Source organism: Paracoccus alkenifer (assembly GCF_900108405.1).
GTDB lineage: Bacteria > Pseudomonadota > Alphaproteobacteria > Rhodobacterales > Rhodobacteraceae > Paracoccus > Paracoccus alkenifer.
On record NZ_FNXG01000001.1, the window covers coordinates 260,624 to 280,188 of the forward strand.

At 68.3% G+C, this 19,565-nt stretch carries 25 protein-coding genes; 18 read left to right on the forward strand and 7 right to left on the reverse strand.

Going from position 1 to position 19,565, the window contains the following annotated elements; genetic code table 11:
* The first annotated feature begins 30 nt into the window (after nt 1-30).
* Together accB and accC are read left to right on the forward strand one after the other, a co-directional pair.
* Nucleotides 31-537, forward strand: coding sequence for an acetyl-CoA carboxylase biotin carboxyl carrier protein (gene accB, locus BLW83_RS01270; RefSeq protein WP_090844725.1), 507 nt, complete (start codon nt 31-33; stop codon nt 535-537).
* A 13-nt stretch (nt 538-550) separates the two neighbouring features.
* Complete coding sequence (accC, locus tag BLW83_RS01275) at nt 551-1,897, forward strand: acetyl-CoA carboxylase biotin carboxylase subunit (protein WP_090844728.1); 1,347 nt, start codon at nt 551-553, stop codon at nt 1,895-1,897.
* Between the two features lie 131 nt (nt 1,898-2,028).
* Here the strand turns inward: accC and BLW83_RS01280 are convergent, their stop codons facing one another.
* The 3 genes from BLW83_RS01280 to BLW83_RS01290 form a co-directional block, all read right to left on the reverse strand.
* Nucleotides 2,029-2,550: a gamma carbonic anhydrase family protein gene (locus BLW83_RS01280; protein WP_090844731.1), complete on the reverse strand. Its 522-nt coding sequence runs from the start codon at nt 2,548-2,550 to the stop codon at nt 2,029-2,031.
* Nucleotides 2,547-3,176, reverse strand: a complete 630-nt coding sequence (gene gmk / locus BLW83_RS01285) for a guanylate kinase (RefSeq protein ID WP_090844736.1) — start codon at nt 3,174-3,176, stop codon at nt 2,547-2,549. Before gmk ends, BLW83_RS01280 begins: the two co-directional genes overlap by 4 nt.
* Nucleotides 3,177-3,345: 169 nt before the next feature.
* Nucleotides 3,346-4,020 (reverse strand): hypothetical protein, encoded by a 675-nt coding sequence (locus tag BLW83_RS01290; RefSeq protein ID WP_090844739.1) that lies wholly within the window; start codon nt 4,018-4,020, stop codon nt 3,346-3,348.
* A 235-nt stretch (nt 4,021-4,255) separates the two neighbouring features.
* Between BLW83_RS01290 and ispH the strand changes: the two genes are divergently transcribed.
* The 3 genes from ispH (at nt 4,256) to BLW83_RS01305 (ending at nt 6,462) form a co-directional block, all read left to right on the forward strand.
* The gene (gene ispH, locus BLW83_RS01295; protein ID WP_090844742.1) at nt 4,256-5,227 is read left to right on the forward strand and encodes a 4-hydroxy-3-methylbut-2-enyl diphosphate reductase; all 972 of its coding nucleotides are present in this window, start codon (nt 4,256-4,258) and stop codon (nt 5,225-5,227) included.
* Between the two features lie 135 nt (nt 5,228-5,362).
* Nucleotides 5,363-5,812 carry a ribonuclease HI gene (rnhA, locus tag BLW83_RS01300; RefSeq protein WP_090844745.1) on the forward strand — a complete coding sequence of 150 codons (450 nt, stop codon included), beginning with the start codon at nt 5,363-5,365 and terminating at the stop codon, nt 5,810-5,812.
* Nucleotides 5,812-6,462 carry a trimeric intracellular cation channel family protein gene (locus BLW83_RS01305; RefSeq protein ID WP_090844748.1) on the forward strand — a complete coding sequence of 217 codons (651 nt, stop codon included), beginning with the start codon at nt 5,812-5,814 and terminating at the stop codon, nt 6,460-6,462. The genes rnhA and BLW83_RS01305 overlap by 1 nt, the downstream gene beginning before the upstream one ends.
* Here the strand turns inward: BLW83_RS01305 and tgt are convergent.
* Nucleotides 6,459-7,586, reverse strand: a complete 1,128-nt coding sequence (gene tgt, locus BLW83_RS01310; RefSeq protein WP_090844751.1) for a tRNA guanosine(34) transglycosylase Tgt — start codon at nt 7,584-7,586, stop codon at nt 6,459-6,461. The genes BLW83_RS01305 and tgt overlap by 4 nt on opposite strands.
* A 141-nt stretch (nt 7,587-7,727) precedes the next feature.
* On the reverse strand, nt 7,728-8,468 hold the full coding sequence (locus BLW83_RS01315) for a GNAT family N-acetyltransferase (protein WP_090845824.1): 741 nt from the start codon (nt 8,466-8,468) through the stop codon (nt 7,728-7,730).
* Between the two features lie 119 nt (nt 8,469-8,587).
* Between BLW83_RS01315 and msrB the strand changes: the two genes are divergently transcribed.
* Complete coding sequence (gene msrB / locus BLW83_RS01320; RefSeq protein ID WP_090844754.1) at nt 8,588-8,986, forward strand: peptide-methionine (R)-S-oxide reductase MsrB; 399 nt, start codon at nt 8,588-8,590, stop codon at nt 8,984-8,986.
* 35 nt (nt 8,987-9,021) lie between these two features.
* Here the strand turns inward: msrB and BLW83_RS01325 are convergent, their stop codons facing one another.
* A complete protein-coding gene (locus BLW83_RS01325) occupies nt 9,022-9,480 on the reverse strand; it encodes an outer membrane protein assembly factor BamE (protein WP_090844757.1) in 459 nt (152 codons plus the stop codon).
* A gap of 258 nt (nt 9,481-9,738) precedes the next feature.
* Here BLW83_RS01325 and BLW83_RS01330 point away from each other — a divergent pair, with 258 nt between their 5' ends.
* The 8 genes from BLW83_RS01330 to BLW83_RS01365 all read left to right on the forward strand — a co-directional run bounded on the left by BLW83_RS01330 (nt 9,739) and on the right by BLW83_RS01365 (nt 15,350).
* Nucleotides 9,739-10,290 (forward strand): YceD family protein, encoded by a 552-nt coding sequence (locus BLW83_RS01330; protein ID WP_090844760.1) that lies wholly within the window; start codon nt 9,739-9,741, stop codon nt 10,288-10,290.
* 149 nt (nt 10,291-10,439) lie between these two features.
* Entirely contained in the window at nt 10,440-10,646 is a 207-nt protein-coding gene (gene rpmF / locus BLW83_RS01335) for a 50S ribosomal protein L32 (protein ID WP_090844763.1), read from the forward strand.
* 19 nt (nt 10,647-10,665) lie between these two features.
* Nucleotides 10,666-11,847, forward strand: coding sequence for a phosphate acyltransferase PlsX (plsX, locus tag BLW83_RS01340; RefSeq protein WP_090844766.1), 1,182 nt, complete (start codon nt 10,666-10,668; stop codon nt 11,845-11,847).
* Nucleotides 11,847-12,818, forward strand: a complete 972-nt coding sequence (locus tag BLW83_RS01345) for a beta-ketoacyl-ACP synthase III (protein WP_090844769.1) — start codon at nt 11,847-11,849, stop codon at nt 12,816-12,818. The genes plsX and BLW83_RS01345 overlap by 1 nt, the downstream gene beginning before the upstream one ends.
* A 183-nt stretch (nt 12,819-13,001) precedes the next feature.
* Nucleotides 13,002-13,763, forward strand: coding sequence for an imidazole glycerol phosphate synthase subunit HisF (hisF, locus tag BLW83_RS01350; protein WP_090844772.1), 762 nt, complete (start codon nt 13,002-13,004; stop codon nt 13,761-13,763).
* On the forward strand, nt 13,760-14,074 hold the full coding sequence (locus tag BLW83_RS01355; RefSeq protein WP_090844831.1) for a phosphoribosyl-ATP diphosphatase: 315 nt from the start codon (nt 13,760-13,762) through the stop codon (nt 14,072-14,074). Before hisF ends, BLW83_RS01355 begins: the two co-directional genes overlap by 4 nt.
* A 33-nt stretch (nt 14,075-14,107) precedes the next feature.
* On the forward strand, nt 14,108-14,635 hold the full coding sequence (locus BLW83_RS01360; RefSeq protein WP_090844833.1) for an MgtC/SapB family protein: 528 nt from the start codon (nt 14,108-14,110) through the stop codon (nt 14,633-14,635).
* 49 nt (nt 14,636-14,684) lie between these two features.
* A complete protein-coding gene (locus tag BLW83_RS01365; RefSeq protein ID WP_090844835.1) occupies nt 14,685-15,350 on the forward strand; it encodes a sulfotransferase family 2 domain-containing protein in 666 nt (221 codons plus the stop codon).
* A 64-nt stretch (nt 15,351-15,414) separates the two neighbouring features.
* Here the strand turns inward: BLW83_RS01365 and BLW83_RS01370 are convergent, their stop codons facing one another.
* Entirely contained in the window at nt 15,415-15,852 is a 438-nt protein-coding gene (locus tag BLW83_RS01370; RefSeq protein ID WP_090844837.1) for a Fur family transcriptional regulator, read from the reverse strand.
* Between the two features lie 139 nt (nt 15,853-15,991).
* Here BLW83_RS01370 and BLW83_RS01375 point away from each other — a divergent pair, with 139 nt between their 5' ends.
* Genes BLW83_RS01375 through BLW83_RS01390 form a run of 4 tightly spaced genes read left to right on the forward strand, consistent with a single transcriptional unit; the run spans nt 15,992 to nt 19,456 of the window.
* Complete coding sequence (locus BLW83_RS01375; RefSeq protein ID WP_090845825.1) at nt 15,992-16,888, forward strand: metal ABC transporter substrate-binding protein; 897 nt, start codon at nt 15,992-15,994, stop codon at nt 16,886-16,888.
* Nucleotides 16,885-17,769 carry a manganese/iron ABC transporter ATP-binding protein gene (locus BLW83_RS01380; protein WP_090844839.1) on the forward strand — a complete coding sequence of 295 codons (885 nt, stop codon included), beginning with the start codon at nt 16,885-16,887 and terminating at the stop codon, nt 17,767-17,769. The genes BLW83_RS01375 and BLW83_RS01380 overlap by 4 nt, the downstream gene beginning before the upstream one ends.
* Nucleotides 17,769-18,623: a metal ABC transporter permease gene (locus BLW83_RS01385; protein ID WP_090844841.1), complete on the forward strand. Its 855-nt coding sequence runs from the start codon at nt 17,769-17,771 to the stop codon at nt 18,621-18,623. The genes BLW83_RS01380 and BLW83_RS01385 overlap by 1 nt, the downstream gene beginning before the upstream one ends.
* The gene (locus tag BLW83_RS01390; protein ID WP_090844843.1) at nt 18,620-19,456 is read left to right on the forward strand and encodes a metal ABC transporter permease; all 837 of its coding nucleotides are present in this window, start codon (nt 18,620-18,622) and stop codon (nt 19,454-19,456) included. Before BLW83_RS01385 ends, BLW83_RS01390 begins: the two co-directional genes overlap by 4 nt.
* The last annotated feature ends 109 nt before the right edge of the window (nt 19,457-19,565 follow it).

Consider the following 19,565-nt stretch of genomic DNA (forward strand, 5'->3'; position numbering starts at 1 on the left):
TCCCAGAACGGCCACCAAGGCAGAAAGATCATGAGCGACAAAGACCCGACCCGGCACCATGCGGACGACACCGCCTTTATCCAGGCGCTGGCCGAGCTTCTGAACCGCAACGACCTGACCGAACTCAAGGTCGAGCGTGAATATGGCGAGGACGACCGGCTGACGGTCGAGCTGTCCAAACACGGGCGCCAGGTGGCGATACAGGCCCCGGCCTATGCGCCGCCGGCCGCCCAACCCGCCCCCGGCCCGGCCCCTGCCGCGCCTGCACCGGCCGCTGCCGCCGCCAGCGACCCGGCCAGCCACCCCGGCGCCGTGCCCTCGCCCATGGTCGGGACCGCGTATCTGTCGCCCGAACCCGGGGCCGCGGCCTTTGTCAGCATCGGCCAGCAGGTGGCCGAGGGCGACACGCTGATGATCGTCGAGGCGATGAAGACCATGAACCACATCCCCGCCCCCCGCGCCGGCACCGTGCGCCGCGTGCTGGTCGAGGATGGCACGCCGGTGGAATTCGGCACCACGCTGATGATCGTCGAATAAGGCGGGCCGGGCCATGTTCGACAAGATCCTGATCGCCAACCGCGGCGAAATCGCCCTGCGGGTCATCCGTGCATGCAGCGAAATGGGCATCAGTTCGGTCGCGGTGCATTCCACCGCCGACAGCGACGCCATGCATGTGCGCATGGCCGACGAATCGATCTGCATCGGCCCTGCGCCCTCGACCGCATCCTATCTGCACATGCCCGCGATCCTGTCGGCCTGCGAGATCACCGGCGCGCAGGCGATCCATCCGGGCTACGGGTTCCTGTCGGAAAACGCGCAATTCGTGCAGATGGTCGAGGATCACGGCCTGACCTTCATCGGCCCGCGCGCGGAACATATCCGGCTGATGGGCGACAAGATCACCGCCAAGGAAACCGCGAAATCGCTGGGCATCCCGGTGGTGCCGGGGTCCGAGGGGGGCGTGGCCGACATTGACACCGCCCGCCGCGTCGCGGCCGAAATCGGCTATCCGGTGATCATCAAGGCCACTGCCGGCGGCGGCGGCCGCGGCATGAAGGTGGCGCTGGACGATGCCGCGATCGAGGTGGCATTCCGCACCGCCCGGTCCGAGGCCAAGGCCGCCTTTGGCAACGACGAAGTCTATATCGAGAAATACCTCCAGCGCCCGCGCCATATCGAGATCCAGGTCTTCGGCGACGGCCGCGGCGGCGCGGTGCATCTGGGCGAACGCGACTGCTCGCTGCAACGCCGCCACCAGAAGGTGCTGGAAGAAGCCCCCGGCCCCGCCATCAGCCCCGAACAGCGCGACCGCATCGGCCGCATCTGCGCCGACGCCATCGCCCGGCTGCAATACGCCGGCGCCGGCACCATCGAGTTCCTGTTCGAGGACGGCGAGTTCTATTTCATCGAGATGAACACCCGCCTGCAAGTCGAACACCCGGTGACCGAGGCGATCTATGGCGTCGATCTGGTGCGCGAACAGATCCTCGTCGCCGCCGGCCAGGGGATGAGCCTGCGCCAGGACGACCTTGCGATCCGCGGCCACGCCATCGAGGCGCGGATCAACGCCGAGCGGCTGCCGAATTTCGCGCCCTCGCCCGGGCGGGTCAGCCAGTATCACGCGCCGGGCGGGCTGGGGGTGCGGATGGATTCGGCGCTTTACGACGGCTATGTGATCCCGCCCTATTACGACAGCCTGATCGGCAAGCTGATCGTCCACGGCCGCGACCGCGACGAGGCGCTTGCCCGGATGCGCCGCGCCCTGGGCGAGCTGATCATCGACGGGGTGGACACCACCGTGCCGCTGTTCGACCGCCTGCTGCGCGACCCCGAAATCCAGCGCGGCGAATATTCGATCCACTGGCTGGAACGCTGGCTGGCCGAGAACATGGGCTGACAGGCGCGGCCGCCCCTCAGCGGGCGGCCCGGCACCTCCAGCAAGCCGCGGCCTATCCTGCCGCAACCAGCCCCTCTTTGGTGTAAAAATATCCCCGCCGGAGGCAGGCCGGGCACCCGCCCGGCCTTTTCCTATTCCACCCGCCGCAACCCGGCCCGAAACCGCGCGGCATTTTCACGGTAATGCGCAGCGGACTGAAGCAGCCCGGCAATGGCCGCGTCGTCCAACTGCCGCACCACCCGGCCCGGCGCTCCCATCACCAACGCGCCGGGGGGGATTTCCTTGCCCTCGGCGATCAGCGCGCCCGCGCCGATCAGCGCGCCTGCGCCGATCTTTGCCCCGTTCAGGACCGTCGCCCCCATCCCGATCAGCGCGCCGTCGCCGATGGTGCAGCCGTGCAGCATGGCGCGGTGGCCGATGGTCACGTCGCGGCCGATGGTCAGCGGATAGCCCATATCGGTGTGGAACACGCACAGCTCCTGCACGTTCGAGCCGTGGCCGACGCGGATTTCCTCATTGTCGCCGCGCAGGACCGCGCCCCACCAGATGCTCGCCTCATCCTCGACCGCCACGCGGCCGATCAGCTGCGCGTCGGGGGCGACCCAGGCGCTGGCGGCGATTTCGGGGGCGATTCCGTCAAGTTCCCAGATCATGCTGCATCCTCCATCAGCGTGCGGACAAACCCGCCAAGGGCGGGGCGGCGGTCGCGGCGCAGCCGCTCGGCGGTCAGGATCGCGCGCAGATCGGCCTCGGTCGCGTCCAGATCGTCGTTGACCAGCACATAGTCGTATTCGGCCCAGTGGCTGATTTCATCGCGGCTTTTCTGCATCCGCCCGGCGATCACCTGTTCGCTGTCCTGCCCGCGGGCGCGCAGGCGGCGTTCCAGTTCCGCCAGGCTGGGCGGCAGGATGAAGATCGAGACCACCTGCGGCCCCAGCGTTGACGCGCGGATCTGCTGCCCGCCCTGCCAGTCCACGTCAAAGATGGTGTCGCGCCCCTCGGCAATCGCGGTTTCCACCGGGGCGGCCGGGCTGCCGTAAAGATTGCCGAACACCTCGGCATGTTCCAGCATCCCGCCCCCGGCCACCAGCGCCTGGAACGCGGCGCGGTCGGTGAAATGATAATGCTGCCCGTCCACCTCGCCCGGCCGCGGCGGTCGCGTGGTGGCCGAGACCGAGAACCGCAGGCTCTTGTCCCAATCCATCAGCCGGCGCGCCAGCGTGGATTTTCCCGCCCCCGAGGGCGATGAGATGATGATCAGCAAGCCGCTGCGCTGCATGGTCCCGCTTTCCTTTTTGCCCGACAGTTGCCCCGAGCGGCAGGGGGGCGTCAAGCGCGGGGCGGGAAAGAGTGAGGTGGGATGGGATAGGTTATTGCACTGATCCCGGGCAAGACGGCCGATATCACGGCGCGGCGTTGAAAGCCACGCCGGACTCGCATTTTGCTATTTACTCGGCTTCAGCCGGAAAGGCTCTCACATCGTCTGACCGCACCCCGACCCGACCGATCACCGTATCAATGAACCAGTCACTATGCCTGAGTTCCCCGTTAACGATGTAGAGGTTGCGGACTTCGTACTCATCCAACTCACCCTTATCGTTCTTGACCCAGATGAGCGCGTTGTTTTTGGCGGCATTATTGGCTTCGCGATACTGGAAATATTCCGGGTCTGCCTGCTGGCCAAGATCCTGCATGATCGCATCGACTTCAGCGTAGTCGGTGATGCGCTCATCCACCAGATAATAGCAGGCTCCCTCGTAGCCCCCGACCACTGCGACTGTGACCCCAGCAGCGACTATAGTCACCGGCGCCATGACAATCGAGGCAACCGTGCCGATAACTCCAGCGGTGCCCCCAATAATACCTACAGTACCTGCCCCGGATGCTCCGACAGCAACCGAGCCAAGCATCGTCGCACCAGTGGTTGCATTGACCAACGTGTAGAAACCCGCCACTTTCATGGCTGTGCCCGCGGTTGCAACCCCTGCGCTAGTAGCTGCGACCACTGCAGCACCATCTCCGCCAATCAACTGGCTAGGCCGGTAGTCGCAGATGGCTGCCTGCGCCAAAGAACCCGTTGCCGCGAATGCCGCAGCCATGATCAGCAAACGATCAATCCGCATGATAATTCCCCGCCAAAACCGATACCTGCATGGACACCTAGCAAACAAAACACTGGCAGTCACCTAACCAAATATACATGTTTTCAGGCTGATATGGCAAAATACCTGCATATTTGCGCCTCGCCAGCCAAATCATCGAGCCGCTTATACGGCAGCCACCACCAGCTGGCCGGCCGTTATCTCCCCGCGCGCCGCTTTGCATGGACCTTGGCCGCCGGGCGGGGTAATCGGGGGCATGTCCGAATCCCGCCCCATAAAGCCGCCCCTGACCCTGTATCTGGCCGCGCCGCGCGGGTTCTGCGCGGGCGTCGACCGGGCCGTGCAGATCGTCGAGCTTGCCCTCCAGAAATGGGGCGCGCCGGTCTATGTGCGCCATGAAATCGTGCACAACCGCTTTGTCGTCGACGGGCTGCGGGAAAAGGGCGCGGTGTTCGTGGACGAGCTGGACGAGGTGCCCGACGACCGCCCGGTGATCTTTTCCGCGCATGGGGTGCCGAAATCGGTCCCGGCCGAGGCGCGGGCCCGCAACATGGTATTCGTGGACGCGACCTGCCCCCTGGTCAGCAAGGTCCATGTCGAGGCCGAGCGCCACCATGCGGACGGATTGCAGATGGTCATGGTCGGCCATGCCGGCCACCCCGAGGTGCTGGGCACCATGGGCCAACTGCCTGCGGGCGAGGTGATCCTGGTCGAAACGGTCGAGGATGTGGGCCGCGTCACCCCTCGGGATCCGCAGCGGCTGGCGTGGATCACCCAGACCACGCTGTCGGTGGACGACACCGCCGAAATCGTCGCGGCGTTGCAGGCACGGTTCCCGGCGATCGTCGGCCCGGCCAAGGACGATATCTGCTATGCGACCACCAACCGGCAGGCCGCGGTCAAGGCGATCGCGCCGAAAATCGACGCGCTGCTGGTGATCGGGGCGCCGAACAGTTCCAACTCGCGCCGGCTGGTCGAGGTCGGGCGCTCGGCCGGCTGCGCCTATGCGCAGCTGGTGATGCGGGCCGCCGACATCGACTGGCGCGCGCTGGAGGGTATTCGTTCCGTCGGCGTCACCGCCGGCGCCAGCGCCCCCGAGGTGCTGGTGGACGAGGTGATCGCCGCCTTTGCCGGGCGCTACGACCTGACGGTCGAGCTGGTGGAAACCGCGCGCGAGCGGGTCGAGTTCAAGGTGCCCCGTATCCTGCGCGAGCCTGCGCCGGGTTGAGAGGTCGCAAGCGGGGGCGCTTCGCCCCCCGCGCCCCCCGAGGGTATTTCAGCCAGAAAGAAATCATCGGCCGCAGGGCAGCAGCAGTTTCCGCAGGCTGCCCGGGACGGCCAGGACATGCCTTGGAGACCTCTGATGCCTGAACTTCATGCCTGGACCGATGGCGCTTGCAGCGGCAATCCCGGCCCCGGGGGCTGGGGGGTGGTGATGCGCGCAGTTGACGGCGGGCGCGTCGTCAAGGAACGCGAGCTGTCCGGCGGCGAGCCTGACACCACCAACAACCGCATGGAGCTGATGGCCGCGATTTCCGCGCTTGAGGTTCTGACCCGGCCCAGCGCCATCACCATCACCACCGATTCGGCCTATGTGAAGAACGGCGTCACCAGCTGGATCCACGGCTGGAAACGCAACGGCTGGCGCACCGCGGATCGCAAGCCGGTCAAGAACGTGGATCTGTGGCAGCGGCTGGAAACCGCCGCCGCCGCCCATCAGGTCACGTGGGAGTGGATCAAGGGCCACGCCGGCCACCCGGAAAACGAGCGCGCCGACGAGCTGGCCCGCGCCGGCATGGCGCCGTTCAAGTGATGGGCGGGCTGGCCGCCAACCTGCCGGCGCTGGTCTGGCTGCTGGATTACGGCTCGGTTCTGGTGTTTGCGCTGACCGGGGCGCTGGTCGCCAGCCGGTTGCAGCTGGATCCGGTCGGCTTCATCTTCATGGCGGTGATGACCGCGGTCGGCGGCGGCACGCTGCGCGATCTGGTGCTGGGGCGGGACGCGGTGTTCTGGGTGGACCGGCCCTCGCTGGTGCTGCTGGCGGCGGGGGCGGCGATGCTGGTGTTCTGGGGCGCGCATCTGCTGCACAGCCGGGCGCGCTGGATCCGTTGGCTGGACGCGCTGGCGCTGGCCGCCGCCGTGCCCGCGGGCGTGGGCGTCGCGCTCGAGTCCGGGGTCTCGCCGGTGGTGGTGGTCATCATGGGCGTGTTCACCGGCACCTTTGGCGGGCTGATGCGCGACGTGGTCGGCAACGAGCTGCCGATGGTTCTGAAACAGGGCGAGCTTTACGTCACCGCCGCTTTTGGCGGGGCGGTCGTGGCGGCGGTGCTGATCGCGCTGGGGCTGGACCAGACGCTGGCGGTGGGCGCCTGCGGCGTGGTCACGCTGATGCTGCGGCTGGGCAGCATGGCATTCGGCTGGCAACTGCCGGTCTATCGCCCGCGCGCGCCCCGCGACCGCTAGAGCGGCGCGATATCGCCCTGCGCGCGCATCGCGTGGAAACCGGCAACCCAGGCGTCCAGCGTCCCCGCCGCGATCGCCTCGCGCATCTGCTGCATGATCTGCTGATAGTAATGCAGATTGTGCCAGGTCAGCAGCATCCCCGAGATCATCTCTCCGGCGCGGAACACATGGTGCAGATAGGCGCGGGAATAGCCCGAGCAGGCGGGGCAGGTGCAGTCCTCGTCCAGCGGCCGCGGGTCGTCGGCGTGGCGGGCGTTCTTGATGTTGATCTGCCCGCGCCGGGTCCACGCCTGCCCGGTGCGCCCGGAACGCGAGGGCAGCACGCAGTCCATCATGTCGATGCCGCGTTGCACCGCGCCCACGATGTCGTCGGGCTTGCCCACCCCCATCAGGTAGCGCGGCTGGCCCGCGGGCAGCAGCTCGGTGGCATAGTCGAGCACGCCCAGCATCGCCGCCTGCCCCTCGCCCACGGCCAGCCCGCCGATGGCGTAGCCGTCGAAACCGATCCCGCGCAGCGCCTCGGCCGATTCCTCGCGCAGGTCACGCTCGACCCCGCCTTGCATGATCCCGAACAGCGCATGGCCCGGCCGGTCGCCAAAGGCATCGCGCGAGCGTTGCGCCCAGCGCATCGACAGGCGCATCGCCTCGGCCTGGCGGGCGTGGGTGGCGGGCAGCGCCGGGCATTCGTCAAAGGCCATCACGATGTCGGACCCCAGCAGCCGCTGGATTTCCATGCTGGTTTCGGGCGACAGGAAATGGCGCGAGCCATCGACGTGGCTGGCAAAGGTCACGCCGTCCTCGGTCAGCTTGCGCAGCTCGGACAGGCTCATCACCTGGAACCCGCCGGAATCGGTCAGGATCGGGCGCGACCAGTTCATGAAGCGGTGCAGCCCCCCCAGCCGGGCGATGCGTTCGGCGCCGGGGCGCAGCATCAGGTGATAGGTGTTGCCCAGCAGGATGTCGGCGCCGGTGGCGCGCACCGATTCGGGCAGCATCGCCTTGACCGTGCCGGCGGTGCCCACGGGCATAAAGGCGGGGGTGCGGATCTCGCCCCGGGGCGTGCGGATGACGCCGGTGCGGGCGCGCCCGTCGGAGGCGTTCAGGGTAAAGGAAAAGCCGCTCATCGCCCGGCTTCTATCCCCGCCGCGCCGGGGCGGCAACCGCGCCGGCTGTTTCATCTTGCCACAAATATCCCGCGGGGATCGTCGTATACGACGATGGGGCGCGAAGCCCCGCTTGCGCCCCCGCCACTTCAGCCCGCCACCTCAGCCCGCCAGCCGCCGCAGGGCACGGGCGCGGGCTGCGGGGATGCGGCGCACCTCGACGCCGGTGAACACATGCATCGTGCCCAGGTCGCGGTCCAGCACCGCATGGTCGCCGACCCAGCCCCCCATCGCCAGATAGCTGCGCAGCAGCGGCGGCATCTCGGCCCGGACGCCGCCGGCATCGGCGCCGGCCGGCAGTGGGGCAAAGCGGCGGATCTCGGGCGACTTGATGCCGGGGCGCCAGCGCGCAGGCGCGGCATGGCGGTCGCGCAGCAGCGCAAAGGCCCGCGCATAGGCCGCCGCATCCAGCCCGGCGAACGACGAACAGCCAAACAGCAGCCCGGCCCCCGTCGCATCCACCTGCCGTGCCAGCCCCGCCCAGGCCAGCCGCAGGATGTCGGGATGGGACTGCGCGGGATCGACGCAGAACCGCCCCAGCTCGATCATCGGCCCGGCAAAGCCGCGCAGCCGCGACAGATCGTAATGCTGCGCCGAATAGCTGCGCGCGATCTGGGCACCGGACGCCAGCGCCAGCGTGCGGAAACAGCCCACCAGCCGGCCCGATTCGCGATGCTCGATCAGCGTGTGGCGGCACAGATCGTCCAGCGCGTCGGCATCCTCGCCCTCGACGCCCGGCCCATCCGCGCGAAAGCAGCGAAACCGCAGCCGCCGCGCCGCGCGCAGGTCGTCTGCACCCGCGGCGTAGCGCAGCCGATAGCGTCCGGTCTGAAGCTGGGGCATCATGCACCTCGTCGGGCGCCTGCCGGCGATGCGCCGGGCGCGGGCGCGCTTGTTCCGGCGTCTCATAACCCTAAATTGTTAATGATGCACAACGCAAACGCAGACGAAAGGCCAAGGAGATGGCAGACAGGATCACCCGCCCGGACGCGGAATGGCGCGAATTGCTGGACCCCGAGACCTATCGCGTGACGCGTCAGGCCGGGACCGAGCGACCGTTTTCACACCCCGGCTTTCCGCAGGGGCCGGGGCATTACGCCTGTGTTTGCTGCGGGGCGCGGCTGTTCGACGGCGACCAGAAATTCGAAAGCCACTGCGGCTGGCCCAGTTTTTCCCGCGCGGGCGGCGCCATCGGGGAACATCGCGACACCAGCCACGGCATGATTCGCACCGAGGTCCGCTGCGAGCGGTGCGACGCGCATCTGGGCCATGTGTTCCCGGACGGCCCGCCGCCCACCGGGCTGCGCTATTGTATCAACGGGGTGGCGCTGCGTTTCATCCCCGAGAGCGCGGCGGGCTGAGCCCCGCACCTGCCCGCCCCCGCGCGCGCCCCGAATCACCGGTTCAGGAAATCGCCGGGGTTGAAGCGGCCCAGGTTGCCCAGCAGCTGCCGCAGCAGCCCCGAATCGACCACGCCCGTGTCGGTGACGCGGCGCGACAGGGTGACGACGCGGCCACGTTCAAGCCCGAAGCGCTCGATATTGGACACGGTGCCGTTCTGGTCAAAGCTGACCGCCACCACCTGACGCTCGACCTCGCGCGGGCGGAGGGCGCCAAAACGTTCCCAGCGCGAGCCGACGTAATACCAGCCCGCCCCGGTCAGCAGCCCCTGCGATCCGGGCAGGCCGATCAGATATTCCAGATCGTCGCGCCGCGTCTGGCCGACAGCGACCTGCGCCAGCTCGTCGTCGGTCGGCAGATAGCCGTGGTTGCGATACATCCGCGTGCAGCCGGCCGCCGCCACCAGCGGCGCGGCAAGGGCCAGGGCGATCACCCGCCTGCGGGTCGTGGTCATCGTTGCCTTCCCCTCGTTCACGCGCCCCGCGCACCTGTCGTGATTGCGCGCCCGTGGCCGTTCTGCCGGGCCGTTCGGGACGCAATCGGTGTCGCTGGCGCTGTCGTGCCATGCCCGTAAACCGTCAGGAACGATCCCGACGGTTGACGGCGCCCGACCCGCTTAGCAAACTCGCCGCCGCCGCTCAAGAACATCGGGCGGGCGAACCCAGCCCTTCGCGCACCCGACCGCCACAGTCCAGACTTCAAGGCCCAGATCATGTCCCCTGCCCCCTATTCCCACAAGCTGCGGGTGTCGCAGCTGAACGCGCGGCGCGCCACGCCCGTCGAGCTGACCCCCGACCCCGAGACCCGCGCCCGCATCGCCGCATATCTGGGGCTGCTGTCGCTGCCGCAGCTGCGGCTGACCGGCACGCTCGAACCGGCCCCGAACGATTCCTGGCTGCTTGAAGGGCGGCTGACCGCACAGGTCGAACAGGGCTGCGTGGTGACGCTGGCCCCGGTCGCGACCACGATCGCCGAGGACATCCGGCGGGTCTATTCCCCCCATGTCGCCGTGCCCGAGGGCGACGAGGTCGAGATGCCCGACGACGAGACCGAGCCGCTGGGCCACATCATCGACCCCGGCGCCGTGCTGGTCGAGGAATTGTCGCTGGCCCTGCCGCTATACCCGCGCGCGCCGGGGGCCGAACTGCCGGATGCGGCGACCGCCACGAATGACGCGGCCGAGGACGCCGCCGGCGACACCCGCCGCCCCTTTGCCGGGCTGGACTCGCTGCTGCGCAAGAACGGCGACGACAACGGGAACTGAGGCCGGCCGCGCCGCGGCGGCAATCCACCGCTTTTTCCCTTGGCCCTTGCGGCTATCCGGTTTGTGCCGTATCTGCGCGGTTCGATCCGAAACACGACACGGCGGGAATCTGCGGATTCGCGCTGTGCATTGCCACCGAAGGTTGTCCCATGGCCGTCCCTCAGAACCGAGTTACCCGGTCCCGCCGCAACATGCGCCGCTCGCATGACGGTCTGTCCGCCGCGAACCCGAACGAATGCGCGAACTGCGGCGAGCTCAAGCGCCCGCATCACGTCTGCCCTTCGTGCGGTCATTATGCAGACCGCGAAGTCGTCGCCCAGGCGAACGACATCGACCTGGACGACGACGCAGCCTGATTGACCGCCGCAGGGTGCGATGACAGCCGCGCTTGTCCAGCCTGATCCGACCCAGCCCGGCCCGACCGGGTCGGTCGTGATTTCCGTCGATGCGATGGGCGGCGACCGCGGCCCGGCGGCCGTGATCGCCGGTATCGCCAAAAGCGCGCAGAAGAACCCGGACATCCGCTTTATCGTCCACGGACCCGAACCGGAACTGCGCCGCCTGATCGCCCGCCGCTCGAAACTGGTCGGGCGCTGCGACATCCGCCATGCCGAAAGCGTCGTCACCATGGACGACAAGCCCGCGCAGGTGGTGCGCTCGGCGCAGGGCACCTCGATGTGGTCGGCGATCGAATCGGTGCGCAACGGCGAGGCGACGGTCGCGGTCAGCTGCGGCAACACCGGCGCGCTAATGGCGCTGTCGATGCTGCGGCTGCGCAAGCTGCCCGGGGTGAACCGCCCGGCCATCGCGGTGCTGTGGCCGTCGCGCGGGCCGCAGGGGTTCAACATCATCCTCGACGTGGGCGCCGACATCCGCGCCGACGCCACCGACCTGCTGCAATACGCGATGATGGGCGCGTCCTACGCCCGCAACGGGCTGGGGCTGACCCGCCCCCGCGTCGGGCTGCTGAACGTCGGGACCGAGGACCACAAGGGCCGCCCCGAGCTGAAAGAGGCCCACCGCCTGATCGCCGCCGCCGCCGCGGTCGAGGGCGCCAACGTGGACTATGTCGGCTTTGTCGAGGGCGGCGACCTGATGAGCGCCCGCGTGGATGTGATCGTCACCGACGGGTTCACCGGCAACGTGGCCTTGAAGACCGGCGAGGGGACGGCCAAGCTGGTCGGAGATTTCCTCAAGGACGCCTTCGCCAACTCGATCATGTCGAAATTCGCGGCCCTGCTGGCCATGACCTCGCTCAAGCGGCTGCAAAAACGGATCGACCCGCGCCGGGTCAACGGCGGCGTGTTCCTGGGGCTGAACGGCACGGTGGTGAAATCCCACGGCGCCGCGGATGCGACCGGGGTGTCGGCGGCGGTCAAGCTGGCGTTCCAGCTGGCGCGCTCGGGGTTCAACGACCGGCTCAAGGCGCGGGTGGCGCAGGCGGCCGAGGCCGCGGAACAAGCCGGCCCCGCCGAAGGTTGGGACGAGACATCCGCGGGATCGGAACCACGGGACGCGGCATCGGGCCGTGCCCCACAGGCAGAGGCAGGACAGTAATGCGACGTTCGGTGGTGCGTGGAACCGGGCATTACCTGCCCTCGCGCGTGGTCGAGAACAGCTATTTCGAGCAGACGCTCGACACCACGGACGAATGGATCCGCACCCGCACCGGCATCGAGCGACGGCATTTCGCGGCCGAGGATGAATATACCTCGGACCTCGCGCTGGCAGCGGCGCGCGACGCGCTGGACCGCGCCGGCATCACAGCCGACGACATCGACGCGATCGTGCTGGCGACCTCGACCCCCGACCTGACCTTTCCGGCGGTGGCGACGATGGTGCAGGCCGGGCTGGGGATGACCCGCGGCTTTGCCTATGACGTGCAGGCGGTCTGCGCCGGATTCGTCTTTGCGCTGGCCAATGCCGACGGGCTGATCCGCACCGGCCAGGCCGACCGGGTGCTGGTGATCGGGGCCGAGACCTTCAGCCGGATCATGGACTGGACCGACCGCGGCACCTGCGTGCTGTTCGGCGACGGCGCCGGCGCCGTGATCCTGGAAGCGGCCGAGGGTAAGGGCGACAGCCACGACCGCGGCATCCTCGCCTGCGACCTCAACAGCGACGGCAAGCTGCGCGACCTGCTTTACGTGGACGGCGGGGTCAGCCGCACCGGCACCGCGGGCGCGCTGCGGATGCAGGGCAATCTGGTCTTCCGCCACGCGGTGGAAAAACTCGCCGCCACCGCCAACCGGGTGCTGGACAAGGCCGGGCTGGCGCCGGCGGACGTGGACTGGCTGGTCCCGCATCAGGCCAATCTGCGCATCATCACCGGCACCGCGCAAAAGATGGGCCTGCCGGTGGAACGGGTGGTGCTGACGGTGGCCGACCACGGCAACACCTCGGCCGCCTCGATCCCGCTGGCGCTGTCGGTCGCCGACCGCGAGGGGCGGTTCAAGCAAGGCGACGTGGTCCTGACCGAGGCCATCGGCGGCGGCATGAGCTGGGGCAGCGTCGTCCTGCGCTGGTAACCCCGCAGGCACTCCTGTTCGCTCATCCAGCCGGCCGCCGCGGGGCTCCTGCTCGGGGGTCGCCCCTCCCGGGCCCGTTCTTCATCACGAAAATATCCCGGGGTCCGGGGCAGCGCCCCGGTCCTGCCCGCGCGCCCAAGCAAACCCGCTTTTCATGGCCGCCCGCCCGCGCTATCAGGCGCCATGCTCAAGATCCGCATCATCCCCTGCCTTGATGTCGCCGATGGCCGCGTGGTCAAGGGCGTCAATTTCGTCGACCTGATCGACGCCGGCGACCCGGTCCAGGCCGCGGCCGCCTATGACGCCGCCGGCGCCGACGAGCTGTGTTTCCTCGACATTCACGCCACCAACGAAAACCGCGGCACCATGTATGACCTGGTGTCGCGCACGGCGGAAAAATGCTTTATCCCGCTGACCGTGGGCGGGGGCGTGCGCACGCCCGACGACGTGCGCGCCCTGCTGCTGGCGGGCGCCGACAAGGTCAGTTTCAACTCGGCCGCCGTCGCCGACCCCGACGTGATCGCGGCCGCAGCCGAGCGTTTCGGCAGCCAGTGCATCGTCTGCGCCATCGACGCCAAGACCGTGGCGCCGGGAAAATGGGAAATCTTCACCCATGGCGGGCGCCGCCCCACCGGCATCGACGCGGTGGAATTCGCCCGCACCGTCGCGGCCAAGGGCGCGGGGGAAATCCTGCTGACCTCGATGGACCGCGACGGCACGCGGGGCGGCTACAATATCCCGCTGACCCGGGCGGTGGCCGATGCGGTGGATATTCCCGTCATCGCCTCGGGCGGGGTCGGCACGCTGGACCATCTGGTCGAGGGCGTGACCCAGGGCCATGCCAGCGCCGTGCTGGCCGCCTCGATCTTCCATTTCGGCACCCATACCATCGCCGAGGCCAAGGCCCATATGGCCGCGGCCGGCATCAAGGTGCGGCTGGAATGAGCGCGCTGGAACGGCTGGCCGCCACCATCGCCACCCGCCGCGGCGCCGACCCCGAATCCAGCTGGACCGCACGCCTGCTGGCCAGCGGCCCCGAGAAATGCGCCGAGAAATTCGGCGAGGAAGCCATCGAGGCCATCATCGAGGCCGTGCGCGGCGACCGCGCGCGCCTGACCGCCGAGGCCGCCGATGTGCTGTATCACCTGCTGGTGATGCTGGCCGCGCGCGGGGTGACGCTGGCCGAGGTGCTGGCGGAACTCGAACGCCGCGAGGGGGTTTCGGGGATAAGCGAAAAAGCCTCGCGCCCCGACTGAACCGGGCCGCCGCAGCCAGCAGAGCCCGGACCCATGAACGCAATCGCCGAAGAACTCACCCGCGCCTTCAACCCTGCCGGTTCGATTCCGCTGGTGGTGGCGGCGATACGGCTGACCGCGGCGATGGTTCTGGGCGGCATCATCGGCTGGGAACGCGAGGTCCATTCCCGCGCCGCCGGGCTGCGCACCCATATTATGATCTCGCTTGCGGCGGCGGTGTTTGCGGTGCTGGCGGTCGAACTGGTGCATTTCCCCTCGGCCCCCGGGGTGATGATGCGGGTCGATCCGCTGCGGCTGATCGAATCGGTGACCTCGGGGGTGGCGTTCCTGGCGGCGGGCTCGATCGTGGTCAGCGGCTTCAGCGTGCGGGGGATCACCACCGGGGCCTCGATGTGGCTGTGCGGGGCGATCGGGCTGGCCTGCGGGGTGGGCAATATCTCGCTGGCGCTGCTGACCACGGCGCTGGCGATGACGGTGCTGTGGCTGATCCACCGCATTCTCAGCCCGCTGGCGCGGCGGCTGAAGAAACCGGACAATCCCCCTGAACAGCGCAAGGATTGACCGCAGCGCCTGTCTGGGCCAGCAAGCCCCGACCCAGCCGGAGCCAGCAGTGATCATTTCCCGCGGCCGCGCCTATGTGTTCGTCCATATTCCCAAGACCGGCGGCACCGCGCTGAGCCTGGCGCTGGAATCCCGCGCCATGCGCGACGACATCATCCTGGGCGACACCCCCAAGGCCCGCGCCCGCGCCCGGCGGCAAAAGTCGTTGCAGGCGGCGGCGGGACGGCTGCGCAAACATGCGACGCTGGCCGACATCGACGGGCTGGTGACGCCGCAAGAGCTGGCGCGGATGTTCGTGGTCACGCTGGTGCGCAACCCCTGGGACCGGCTGGTCAGCTATTACCACTGGCTGCGCGGCCAGCGTTTCGACCACCCGGCGGTGGCGCAGGCGCAGGCGCTGGGGTTCGGCGAGTTCCTGCACCACCCACAGACGCAGGCGGCCTTTCGCGCCTGGCCCTATGGCGCCTGGCTGCGCGACCGCGACGGGGTGGAACGCTGCGACGCCTGGGTGCGGCTGGAACATCTGGCCGAGGATCTGGCGCCCTTTGAGCGGCATCTGGGGTTTGCGCTGGACATGGGGCGCGCCAATGTCTCGGACCGCGACCGCGACTGGCGGCGGTATTACTCGGATGCGGATGCGACGCTGGTGGCGCAGCTTTGCGCCGTCGATATTGCGCGGTTCGGCTATCGATTCGATCCCGAGGCCGGGGGCTGAGACGCAAGGACGGGGGCCAGCCCCCGCGCCCCCGGGGTATTTGCACCAGAAAGAAGCCCTAACCCTAACCTTGGCCCTGCCCCGGCTTGCGGATGCGGCGGGCGCGGATCAGGGTGTTCTGGCTGACGATTTCATAGCCCAACCGGTCCAGAAGTTCGCGGCGCAGGCGGTTGATCTCGTCGCAGGAAATCTCGATCACCTCGCCGCTGTCGATGTCGACGATGTGGTCATGTTCGGCCGCCGGGGTGATTTCATAGCGCGCCGGTTCGTTTTCCAGCGACAGCTTGCGGATCAGCCCGGCCTCTTCCAGCGCCGAGAGCGTGCGATAGACGGTGGCCAGCGCCACGGAATCGTCGACCGCCCGCGCCCGCGCCAGCAGCTCGTCCGCGTTCGGGTGGTCGGCCGAGCCCATCAGGATCGACAGCAGCACCATGCGCTGCGGCGTGACCCGCAGCCCCGCATCGCGCAGCGCCTGCGCGAAATCCGTCGTCTCTGCGCCCATCGCCCCCTGACCCTTTGCTTTCCGTCCTGTGCTGTAGCCGGTCCCGGCGGCACAATCAAATGAGAATGGGTCTCATTCGCCTTGACAGTTGCGAATGCGTTGCATTTACATGATGCGGGAACAGCAGAAAGGATTCTTCATGACGGGGCGGATGGCACTGGCGGCGGCACTGGCGATGCTGGCGGGCACGGCCGCGGCCGAGCCGATCAAGGTCGTGACCAGCTTTACGGTGATCGCGGATATTGCCCGCAACGTCGCGGGCGAGCGGGCCGAGGTGGTCTCGATCACCCGTCCCGGCGCCGAGATCCACGGCTATTCGCCGACGCCGCGCGATCTGGTGGGGGCGCAGGGGGCGGATCTGGTGCTGTGGAACGGGCTGAACCTTGAGCTGTGGTTCGAGCAGTTCCTGCGCAACCTGCACGATGTGCCCGCGGCCGTGGTCAGCGAGGGCATCGAGCCGCTGTCCATCGCGGGCGGCGAATATGACGGCAAGCCGAACCCCCATGCCTGGATGGGGTTGGACAACGCGATGATCTATATCGGCAATATCGCCAGCGCGCTGTCCGAACGCGACCCCGAAGGCGCTGCCGATTATGCCGCCAACGCGGAACGCTATAAATCCGAGCTGCGGGCCGCCATCGAGCCGCTGCGCGCGCAGATCGCCGGGATCCCCGAGGACAGGCGCTGGCTGGTCAGCTGCGAGGGCGCCTTTAGCTATCTGGCCCGCGACATGGGGCTGCACGAGCTGTTCCTGTGGCCGATCAATGCCGACCAGATGGGCACGCCGCAGCAGGTGCGCCACGTCATCGACACGGTGCGCGCCCATGATATTCCGACGGTGTTTTGCGAAAGCACCGTCAATGTGGCGCCGGCCCGGCAGGTGGCGCGGGAAACCGGGGCGCTTTACGGCGGGGTTCTGTATGTGGACAGCCTGTCCGAGCCGGACGGTCCGGTGCCCAGCTATCTTGAGCTGCTGCGCGTGACCTCGCAGACCATCGTGGACGGGCTGGCGGCGGGGATCGAGGCGCAGCGATGAACGACGCAAGCACCGCGCAAGGCGCGCAGGGGATCGCCGCGCAGGACGTGACCGTCACCTATCGCAACGGCCATACCGCCCTGCGCCACGCCAGCTTTACCACGCCGCAAGGCACCATCACCGCGCTGGTGGGCGTCAACGGCGCCGGAAAATCGACGCTGTTCAAGGCGATCATGGGGTTTGTCCCGCTGGCGGCGGGCCGGATCGCCCTGCTGGGGATGCCCGTGGCCGAGGCGCTGCGCCGCAATCTCGTGGCCTATGTCCCGCAGGCCGAAGAGGTCGACTGGTCGTTTCCGGTGCTGGTCGAGGATGTAGTGATGATGGGCCGCTATGGCCATATGGGGTTCCTGCGCCGCCCCCGCGCCGCCGACCGCGCGGCGGTGGACGCGGCGCTTGCCCGCGTCGGCATGGCTGACCTGCGCCACCGCCAGATCGGGGAACTGTCCGGCGGCCAGCGCAAGCGGGTGTTCCTGGCCCGCGCGCTGGCGCAGGACGGCCGCGTCATCCTGCTGGACGAACCCTTTACCGGCGTCGATGTGCAGACCGAGGACCAGATCATCGCGCTTTTGGGCGAGCTGCGCGACGAAGGCAGGGTGATGCTGGTGTCGACCCACAACCTTGGCTCGGTGCCCGAGTTCTGCGACCGGGTGGTGCTGGTCAAGGGCACGGTGCTGGCATACGGCCCGACCGCGACGACATTCACCCGCGAGAACTTAGAGCGCGCCTTTGGCGGGGTGCTGCGCCACATCACCCTGGGGGGCGACGCACTGCATGACGACGACGACCCGCGCCATGTCACCATCCTGACCGACGACGAACGCCCGCTGGTCCATTACGACGACCGCACCCATGTGCGAGAGATCGGGGGGGCAGAGCCGTGATGCTGCTTGAGCCCTTTGCCTATGGCTACATGACCAACGCGATGTGGGTCTCGGCGCTGGTGGGCGGCGTCTGCGCGTTCCTGTCGGCCTATCTGATGCTCAAGGGCTGGTCGCTGATCGGGGACGCGCTGTCGCATTCGGTGGTCCCCGGGGTGGCCGGCGCCTATATGCTGGGGCTGCCCTTTGCGTTGGGGGCGTTCATTTCCGGCGGGCTGGCGGCGGCGGCGATGCTGTTTCTGTCCGAGCGTTCGGGGTTGAAACCCGACGTGGTGATCGGGCTGATTTTCACCGCGTTTTTCGGGCTGGGCCTGTTCATGGTGTCGCTGAACCCGATGGCGATTTCGGTCCAGACCATCACCATGGGCAATATCCTGGCCATCGCGCCGGCCGACACGCTGCAACTGGTGGCGATTTCGGTGGTCTCGCTGACGGTGCTGCTGGCGAAATGGCGCGACCTGATGGTGGTGTTCTTTGACGAGACCCACGCGAGATCCATCGGGCTGCGGCCGCGGCTGCTGCGGGCGGTGTTCTTTACGCTGCTGTCGGCGTGCATCGTGGCGGCGATGCAGACGGTGGGGGCGTTTCTGGTGATCGCGCTGGTGGTGACGCCGGGGGCCACCGCCTATCTGCTGTGCGACCGGTTTCCGCGGCTGATCGCGCTGTCGGTGGCCATCGGCACGGGGACCAGCTTTCTTGGCGCCTATATCAGCTATTTTCTGGACGGCGCCACCGGCGGCGTCATCGTCTGCCTGCAAACCGCGCTGTTTCTGACCGCATTTGTCTGGGCGCCGAAACACGGGCTGCTGGCCGCCCGCGCCCGCGCCCGCGCCGCCACCAAGGAGCCGCTGCCATGACCGAGACCCTGCTGCTGCCGTTCCAGTTCCCCTTCATGCAGAACGCCTATCTGATCGCGCTGATCGTGGCGGTGCCGACCGCGCTGCTGTCGTGTTTCCTGGTGCTCAAGGGCTGGGCGCTGATGGGGGATGCGGTCAGCCACGCGGTGCTGCCGGGGATCGTGCTGGCCTATATCCTGGGCCTGCCGCTGATCCTTGGCGCATTCGCCGCCGCCATGCTGACCGCGGGCGCCACCGGCTATCTGACGGAAAACAGCCGCATCAAGCAGGACGCGGTGATGGGGGTGGTGTTTTCGGGCATGTTCGGGCTGGGGATCGTGCTTTACACGGCGATCACCTCGGACGTGCATCTGGACCATATCCTGTTTGGCAACATGCTGGGGGTGGGCGCGGGCGATCTGTGGACGGCGCTGGCGATCGGGGCGGTGGTCTCGGCCGGGTTGCTGGCGTGGTGGCGCGACCTGATGCTGCACGCATTCGACCCGGCGCAGGCGCGGGTGTCGGGGCTGTTTGTGGGGGCGCTGCATTACGGGCTGCTGACCGCGCTGTCGCTGACCATCGTCGCCACGCTTAGCGCCACGGGACTGATCCTGGCGGTGGGGCTGCTGATTTCCCCCGGCGCCATCGCGTTTCTGCTGGTGCGCAGCTTCGGGCGGATGCTGGCGGTGGCGGTGGCGGTCAACGTGGCCTCGATGCTGGCGGGGGTGCATCTGAGCTTTTACCTCGACAGCGCGCCGGCGCCGACGATCATCCTGATCCTGACCGCCGCGTTCATCGCAGCCTTTGTCCGCCGCACGCGGCTGATCCGCCGGGCTCAGGCGCATCCGGGCTGACCGCCTCGGCTTCGGGCGGTCACAAATATCCTCGGGGGTGCGGGGGCAGACAGCCCCCGGCTCCGGCCGCGCCACCGCGACCAGCCTTTGCTGCCCCGCCCTTCCATTC

Coding starts and splice junctions, on each gene's coding strand:
- BLW83_RS01330 (WP_090844760.1), top strand. CDS start 9,739: ATGTCCCCTGCCCCCTATTCCCACAAGCTGCGGGTGTCGCAGCTGAAC.
- BLW83_RS01385 (WP_090844841.1), top strand. CDS start 17,769: ATGCTGCTTGAGCCCTTTGCCTATGGCTACATGACCAACGCGATGTGG.
- hisF (WP_090844772.1), top strand. CDS start 13,002: ATGCTCAAGATCCGCATCATCCCCTGCCTTGATGTCGCCGATGGCCGC.
- BLW83_RS01280 (WP_090844731.1), bottom strand. CDS start 2,550: ATGATCTGGGAACTTGACGGAATCGCCCCCGAAATCGCCGCCAGCGCC.
- ispH (WP_090844742.1), top strand. CDS start 4,256: ATGTCCGAATCCCGCCCCATAAAGCCGCCCCTGACCCTGTATCTGGCC.
- rnhA (WP_090844745.1), top strand. CDS start 5,363: ATGCCTGAACTTCATGCCTGGACCGATGGCGCTTGCAGCGGCAATCCC.
- tgt (WP_090844751.1), bottom strand. CDS start 7,586: ATGAGCGGCTTTTCCTTTACCCTGAACGCCTCCGACGGGCGCGCCCGC.
- rpmF (WP_090844763.1), top strand. CDS start 10,440: ATGGCCGTCCCTCAGAACCGAGTTACCCGGTCCCGCCGCAACATGCGC.
- BLW83_RS01305 (WP_090844748.1), top strand. CDS start 5,812: ATGGGCGGGCTGGCCGCCAACCTGCCGGCGCTGGTCTGGCTGCTGGAT.
- accB (WP_090844725.1), top strand. CDS start 31: ATGAGCGACAAAGACCCGACCCGGCACCATGCGGACGACACCGCCTTT.
- BLW83_RS01355 (WP_090844831.1), top strand. CDS start 13,760: ATGAGCGCGCTGGAACGGCTGGCCGCCACCATCGCCACCCGCCGCGGC.
- gmk (WP_090844736.1), bottom strand. CDS start 3,176: ATGCAGCGCAGCGGCTTGCTGATCATCATCTCATCGCCCTCGGGGGCG.
- accC (WP_090844728.1), top strand. CDS start 551: ATGTTCGACAAGATCCTGATCGCCAACCGCGGCGAAATCGCCCTGCGG.
- plsX (WP_090844766.1), top strand. CDS start 10,666: ATGACAGCCGCGCTTGTCCAGCCTGATCCGACCCAGCCCGGCCCGACC.
- BLW83_RS01315 (WP_090845824.1), bottom strand. CDS start 8,468: ATGCCCCAGCTTCAGACCGGACGCTATCGGCTGCGCTACGCCGCGGGT.
- BLW83_RS01360 (WP_090844833.1), top strand. CDS start 14,108: ATGAACGCAATCGCCGAAGAACTCACCCGCGCCTTCAACCCTGCCGGT.
- BLW83_RS01290 (WP_090844739.1), bottom strand. CDS start 4,020: ATGCGGATTGATCGTTTGCTGATCATGGCTGCGGCATTCGCGGCAACG.
- BLW83_RS01370 (WP_090844837.1), bottom strand. CDS start 15,852: ATGGGCGCAGAGACGACGGATTTCGCGCAGGCGCTGCGCGATGCGGGG.
- BLW83_RS01325 (WP_090844757.1), bottom strand. CDS start 9,480: ATGACCACGACCCGCAGGCGGGTGATCGCCCTGGCCCTTGCCGCGCCG.
- BLW83_RS01390 (WP_090844843.1), top strand. CDS start 18,620: ATGACCGAGACCCTGCTGCTGCCGTTCCAGTTCCCCTTCATGCAGAAC.
- msrB (WP_090844754.1), top strand. CDS start 8,588: ATGGCAGACAGGATCACCCGCCCGGACGCGGAATGGCGCGAATTGCTG.
- BLW83_RS01375 (WP_090845825.1), top strand. CDS start 15,992: ATGACGGGGCGGATGGCACTGGCGGCGGCACTGGCGATGCTGGCGGGC.
- BLW83_RS01345 (WP_090844769.1), top strand. CDS start 11,847: ATGCGACGTTCGGTGGTGCGTGGAACCGGGCATTACCTGCCCTCGCGC.
- BLW83_RS01380 (WP_090844839.1), top strand. CDS start 16,885: ATGAACGACGCAAGCACCGCGCAAGGCGCGCAGGGGATCGCCGCGCAG.